Source organism: Streptomyces sp. SAS_281 (assembly GCF_052542855.1).
The window spans coordinates 1-4902 of the sequence record NZ_JBMNDO010000219.1 but is presented as its reverse complement, the minus strand read 5'-3'; the positions used below and the strand labels follow the sequence as shown (position 1 = coordinate 4902).

The window sequence follows — 4902 nt, the reverse complement described above, 5'->3', positions numbered from 1 at the left end:
CGGTTCCGTGCGTTCGGGCTCCGGGCGGTAAGAGGCTGCCCGCGCTCAGGTCTTGACGGGGCCCGCCCGAAAACGGTCAGCTTAGAGTTCACATGTTGGAGAATATGGCAGGAGTGAGTGAGTCGATGGAGACTCCGGGGTCGCAGACGTCTCTGCATCGCGCCAACCTTGAGCGGGTGGTGCGCGCCGTACGCATGGCTGGTTCGCTCACCCAGGCGGAGATCGCCAGGAGCACGGGCCTCTCCGCGGCCACCGTCTCCAATATCGTTCGTGAACTGAAGGACAGCGGCACGGTCGAGGTGACCCCCACCTCGGCGGGCGGCCGCCGGGCCCGCAGCGTCTCGCTCAGCGGGGACGCGGGCATCGTGATCGGCGTCGACTTCGGCCACACCCACCTGCGCGTGGCCGTCGGCAACCTGGCCCACCAGGTGCTCGCCGAGGAGTCCGAGCCGCTGGACGTCGACGCCTCGTCCGCCGAGGGCTTCGGGCGGGCGGAGCAGCTGGTCAACCGGCTGATCGAGACCACCGGGATCAGCCCCGGCAAGGTCATCGGGGTGGGGCTCGGTGTACCCGGCCCGATCGACGTGGAGTCCGGCACCCTGGGCTCCACGTCGATCCTGCCGGGCTGGACGGGCATCAACCCCAGCGAGGAGCTGTCCTCGCGCCTCGGCGTACCGGTGTACGTGGACAACGACGCCAACCTCGGCGCGCTCGGCGAGCTGGTGTGGGGGAGCGGCCGGGGGGTCAGGGACCTCGCGTACATCAAGGTCGCCAGCGGTGTCGGGGCCGGTCTGGTCATCGACGGCCACATCTACCGGGGCCCCGGCGGCACGGCCGGCGAGATCGGCCACATCACCCTCGACGAATCGGGCCCGGTCTGCCGCTGCGGCAACCGCGGCTGCCTGGAGACCTTCACGGCCGCGCGCTACGTCCTGCCCCTGCTCCAGCCCAGCCACGGCCCCGATCTCACCATGGAGCGGGTGGTCCAGCTGGCCCGCGAGGGCGATCCCGGGTGCCGGCGGGTGATCGGTGACGTCGGGCGCCACATCGGCAGCGGGGTCGCCAACCTCTGCAATCTGCTGAACCCGAGCCGCGTGGTGCTGGGCGGCTCGCTGGCGGAGGCCGGGGAGCTGGTCCTGGGGCCCATCAGGGACTCGGTGTCGCGTTACGCCATCCCCAGTGCGGCCCGGCAGCTGTCCGTGCTTCCTGGGGCCCTGGGGGGGCGCGCGGAGGTGCTGGGCGCGCTGGCCCTCGTGCTCAGCGAGATGGGGGATTCAACCCTTTTGGAGAGCACCCTCCCCGCGGCCACTCCTGCCTTCACTTAGATAACGAATGGCACCGTTGTCATCTCGTTAAGAATTTACTCCTTGACGTCAAGCCTGGGGCCGAGTTGACTCCAATCCACCTCGGCCGCGACGTTGCGGCCTCGTCAGGGAGGCAAACCCCCAATGAACGCAGTGACGCGACGCATCGTCATAGGCACGGCCGCCGTCTCGATGGCCCTCTCCCTCGCCGCTTGCGGCAAGGCCGGCGACGACAAGAAGGACTCGGCGGACTCGGGCAGCAAGACCAAGATCGGTCTGCTGCTCCCGGAGAACAAGACCGCCCGCTACGAGACGCTGGACAAGCCGCTGTTCATCGACGCGGTCAAGAAGGACTGCGCCGACTGCGAGGTCGTCTACAACAACGCGGGCGGTGACGTCGGCCAGCAGAAGCAGCAGTTCGAGCAGCAGATCGCCGACGGCATCAAGGTCATCGCGATCTCCTCGGTCGACGCCGAGAAGTCCGCCGCGTGGGTCGCCGGCGCCCACAAGAAGGGCGTCAAGGTCGTCGCGTACGACCGCGCCATCGCCGGTGCCGACGCCTACGTCAGCCACGACAACGAGAAGATCGGCCGGCTCCAGGGCCAGGCCGTTCTCGACGCCCTCGGCGCCAAGGCCGCCAAGGCCAACCTCGTCATGATCAACGGCGACGAGAAGGACCCGAACGCCGGTCTGTTCAAGAAGGGCGCCCACGCGTCCCTCGACGGCAAGATCAAGATCGCCTACGAGGCGTCCGGCGAGTGGGACCCGAAGATCGCCGGCGAGAAGATGACCGCCGCCATCTCCTCGGTCGGCAAGGGCAAGATCGACGCCGTCTACTCCGCCAACGACGGCATGGCGGGCGGCATCATCACCTCCCTGACCAACGCCGGCATCAAGGACATCCCGGTGGGCGGCCAGGACGCCGAGCTCCCCGGCATCCAGCGGATCATCGCCGGTACGCAGACCTTCACGATCTACAAGTCGCCGAAGCAGCTGGCCCCCGAGGCCGCCAAGTTCGCCGTCAACCTGCTCCAGGGCAAGGACATCGGCGCCCAGGGCGAGACGGACGGCGTTCCGTCCACGCTGCTCGAGCCGACCGTGGTGAACAAGGACAACATCCAGTCCACCGTGATCAAGGACGGCATCTACAAGGTCGCCGACGTCTGCGTCAAGGACATCGCCGCCAAGTGCACCGCGCTGGGCATCAAGTAGTCCCTCCTCGCGCCAGGGCCGGCCGCCCCCCCCCCGCGCGGGTCCGGTCCGCCCCGCACGGCGGATTCCGCCCGCTCCCCTGACTGTCCGGCCCCGGCCGGCTCACACCCCGCTTCCGGCCGGGTGCCGGACACTCACCCCCAGTGCTTCCCGTATGTCGACGCTGCCCTCGCGGTGCGGCGTCTCCGCCGGTCAGGCGGCACATCCCCGCCGGTCAGGCGGCGAAGGAGATGGTTCACGTGTCAAAGACGCCCGTGCTGGCGTTGCGTGGAGTCTTCAAGCGATTCGGAGCGGTCCAGGTCCTCTCCGGTGTCGATCTCGAAGTCCACGCGGGAGAAGTGGTCGCCCTCGTCGGCGACAACGGTGCCGGAAAGTCCACGCTGGTCAAGACGATCGCCGGCGTGCACCCCATCGATGAGGGCGTCATCGAGTGGGAGGGCGCGAAGGTGGACATCAGCCGTCCGCACGACGCCCAGAACCTCGGCGTCGCCACCGTCTACCAGGACCTCGCGCTCTGCGACAACCTGGACGTCGTCGCCAACCTGTTCCTCGGGCGCGAGATCAAGAAGGGCGGCGTCCTCGACGAGGTCGCCATGGAGAAGCGGGCCCAGGACCTGCTGTCCACCCTGTCCATCCGCATCCCCAGCGTCCGCATCCCGGTCGCCGCGCTCTCCGGTGGCCAGCGCCAGGTCGTGGCCATCGCCCGCGCCCTGGTCGGCAACCCCAAGATCGTGATCCTGGACGAGCCCACCGCGGCCCTCGGCGTCGAGCAGACCGCCCAGGTCCTCGACCTGGTGGAGCGGCTGCGCGAGCAGAACCTCGGCGTCATCCTCATCAGCCACAACATGGCCGATGTGAAGGCCGTGGCCGACCAGGTCGCCGTGCTGCGACTCGGCCACAACAACGGCGTCTTCCCCGTGGCGACGACCAGCCACGAGGAAATCATCGCCGCGATCACGGGCGCCACGGACAACGCCGTGACCCGCCGCAAGTCCCGCAGCGCGGAGGCATCCAAGTGAGCAACACCAACGAGACTTCGGCCAAGGTCCCGGCCCAGGCGGAGACCACCGAGGCTCCCGCGCCGGCCGCCGACGCGGTCCGGGTCGTCGACCCCCGGCTGCTCGTCCGCGAGCAGGGCTTCAAGGGTTACTGGACCGAGTTCAAGCGCAAGGTGCGCTCGGGCGAGATCGGCTCGCTGCCCGTCGTGGTGGGCCTGATCATCATCGGCATCGTCTTCCAGGCCGAGACCGGCAACTTCCTCACCTCGTACAACCTCGACCAGATCACGCTGTACGCGGCGGGCCCCGGCATCATGGCCGTCGGCATCGTCTTCGTCCTGCTGCTCGGCGAGATCGACCTCGCGGTCGGCTCCGTCGCCGGTCTCGCGGGCGCGGTGTGGGCCGTCCTCGGCACGGACATGCCCGACGGCCTCGCCATCCTGCTCGGCATCCTCTCCGGCACGGTCATCGGCGCCTTCCACGGCATCGTCTTCGCCAAGATCGGCGTGCCCGCGTTCGTCGTGACGCTGGCGGGCTTCCTGGGCTGGGCCGGCATGCAGACCTGGGTGATGGGCGAGAAGTCCACCATCACCACCCCGCTCGGCAGCTTCGTCCGCGACCTGACCAGCTACTACTTCGAGGACATCGCCGCCGCCTACGGTCTCGCCGTGGTCGTGATCGCCGCCTTCTACCTCACGCAGCTGCGTGACGCGAGGCGCCGCAAGGCCGCGGAGCTGCCGCACCGCCCGCAGAGCGAGATCATCCTGCGCACCGTGCTGCTCGCCGTGCTGGCCCTCCTCGCCGCGTACGCCTTCAACCAGGAGCAGGGCCTCCCGCTCTCCCTGGTGATCTTCCTCGCCATCCTGGTCATCACCGACTTCGTGCTGCGCCGCACCACGTACGGCCGCCAGGTCTTCGCGGTCGGCGGTGGCGTCGAGGCCGCGCGCCGCGCCGGTATCAACGTGTCGTGGATCCGCATCTCGGTGTTCATGATCTCCGGCACGCTCGGTGCGGTCGGCGGTCTCTTCCTGGCCTCCGCGACCGGCGGCGCCGACCGCTCGCTCGGTGGCGGCAACCAGCTCATGATGTGCATCGCCGCCGCCGTCATCGGCGGTACGTCCCTGTTCGGCGGACGCGGCAAGGTCTGGTCCGCGCTCCTGGGCATCCTGGTCATCCAGTCGATCGTCCAGGGCCTCAACCAGATGAACCTGTCGTCCAACGCGATCCAGTACATGATCACCGGCGCGGTGCTCCTCATCGCCGTGATCATCGACTCGGTCTCCCGCAAGACCCAGAAGACGGCGGGCCGCGGCTAGCCGCGACACGCGACACCGCAGGCCACGCGCCGTACGCACCACCCGCCGGAGCCCGGCGCCCCCACGGAGAGA

4 protein-coding genes are annotated in these 4902 nt (G+C 69.1%); all 4 read left to right on the top strand.

The genetic code is table 11. The features are described 5' to 3' along the window. Positions 1-125: 125 nt before the first annotated feature. The 4 genes from ACN6LM_RS37495 to ACN6LM_RS37480 all read left to right on the top strand — a co-directional run bounded on the left by ACN6LM_RS37495 (position 126) and on the right by ACN6LM_RS37480 (position 4830). Positions 126-1325, top strand: coding sequence for an ROK family transcriptional regulator (locus tag ACN6LM_RS37495; protein ID WP_164399655.1), 1200 nt, complete (start codon positions 126-128; stop codon positions 1323-1325). 123 nt (positions 1326-1448) lie between these two features. Beyond that, positions 1449-2516 carry a sugar ABC transporter substrate-binding protein gene (locus ACN6LM_RS37490; protein ID WP_445069897.1) on the top strand — a complete coding sequence of 356 codons (1068 nt, stop codon included), beginning with the start codon at positions 1449-1451 and terminating at the stop codon, positions 2514-2516. Positions 2517-2746: 230 nt separating this feature from the next. Next, positions 2747-3535, top strand: a complete 789-nt coding sequence (locus ACN6LM_RS37485; RefSeq protein WP_445069896.1) for an ATP-binding cassette domain-containing protein — start codon at positions 2747-2749, stop codon at positions 3533-3535. Then, complete coding sequence (locus ACN6LM_RS37480) at positions 3532-4830, top strand: sugar ABC transporter permease (protein WP_445069895.1); 1299 nt, start codon at positions 3532-3534, stop codon at positions 4828-4830. Before ACN6LM_RS37485 ends, ACN6LM_RS37480 begins: the two co-directional genes overlap by 4 nt. The last annotated feature ends 72 nt before the right edge of the window (positions 4831-4902 follow it).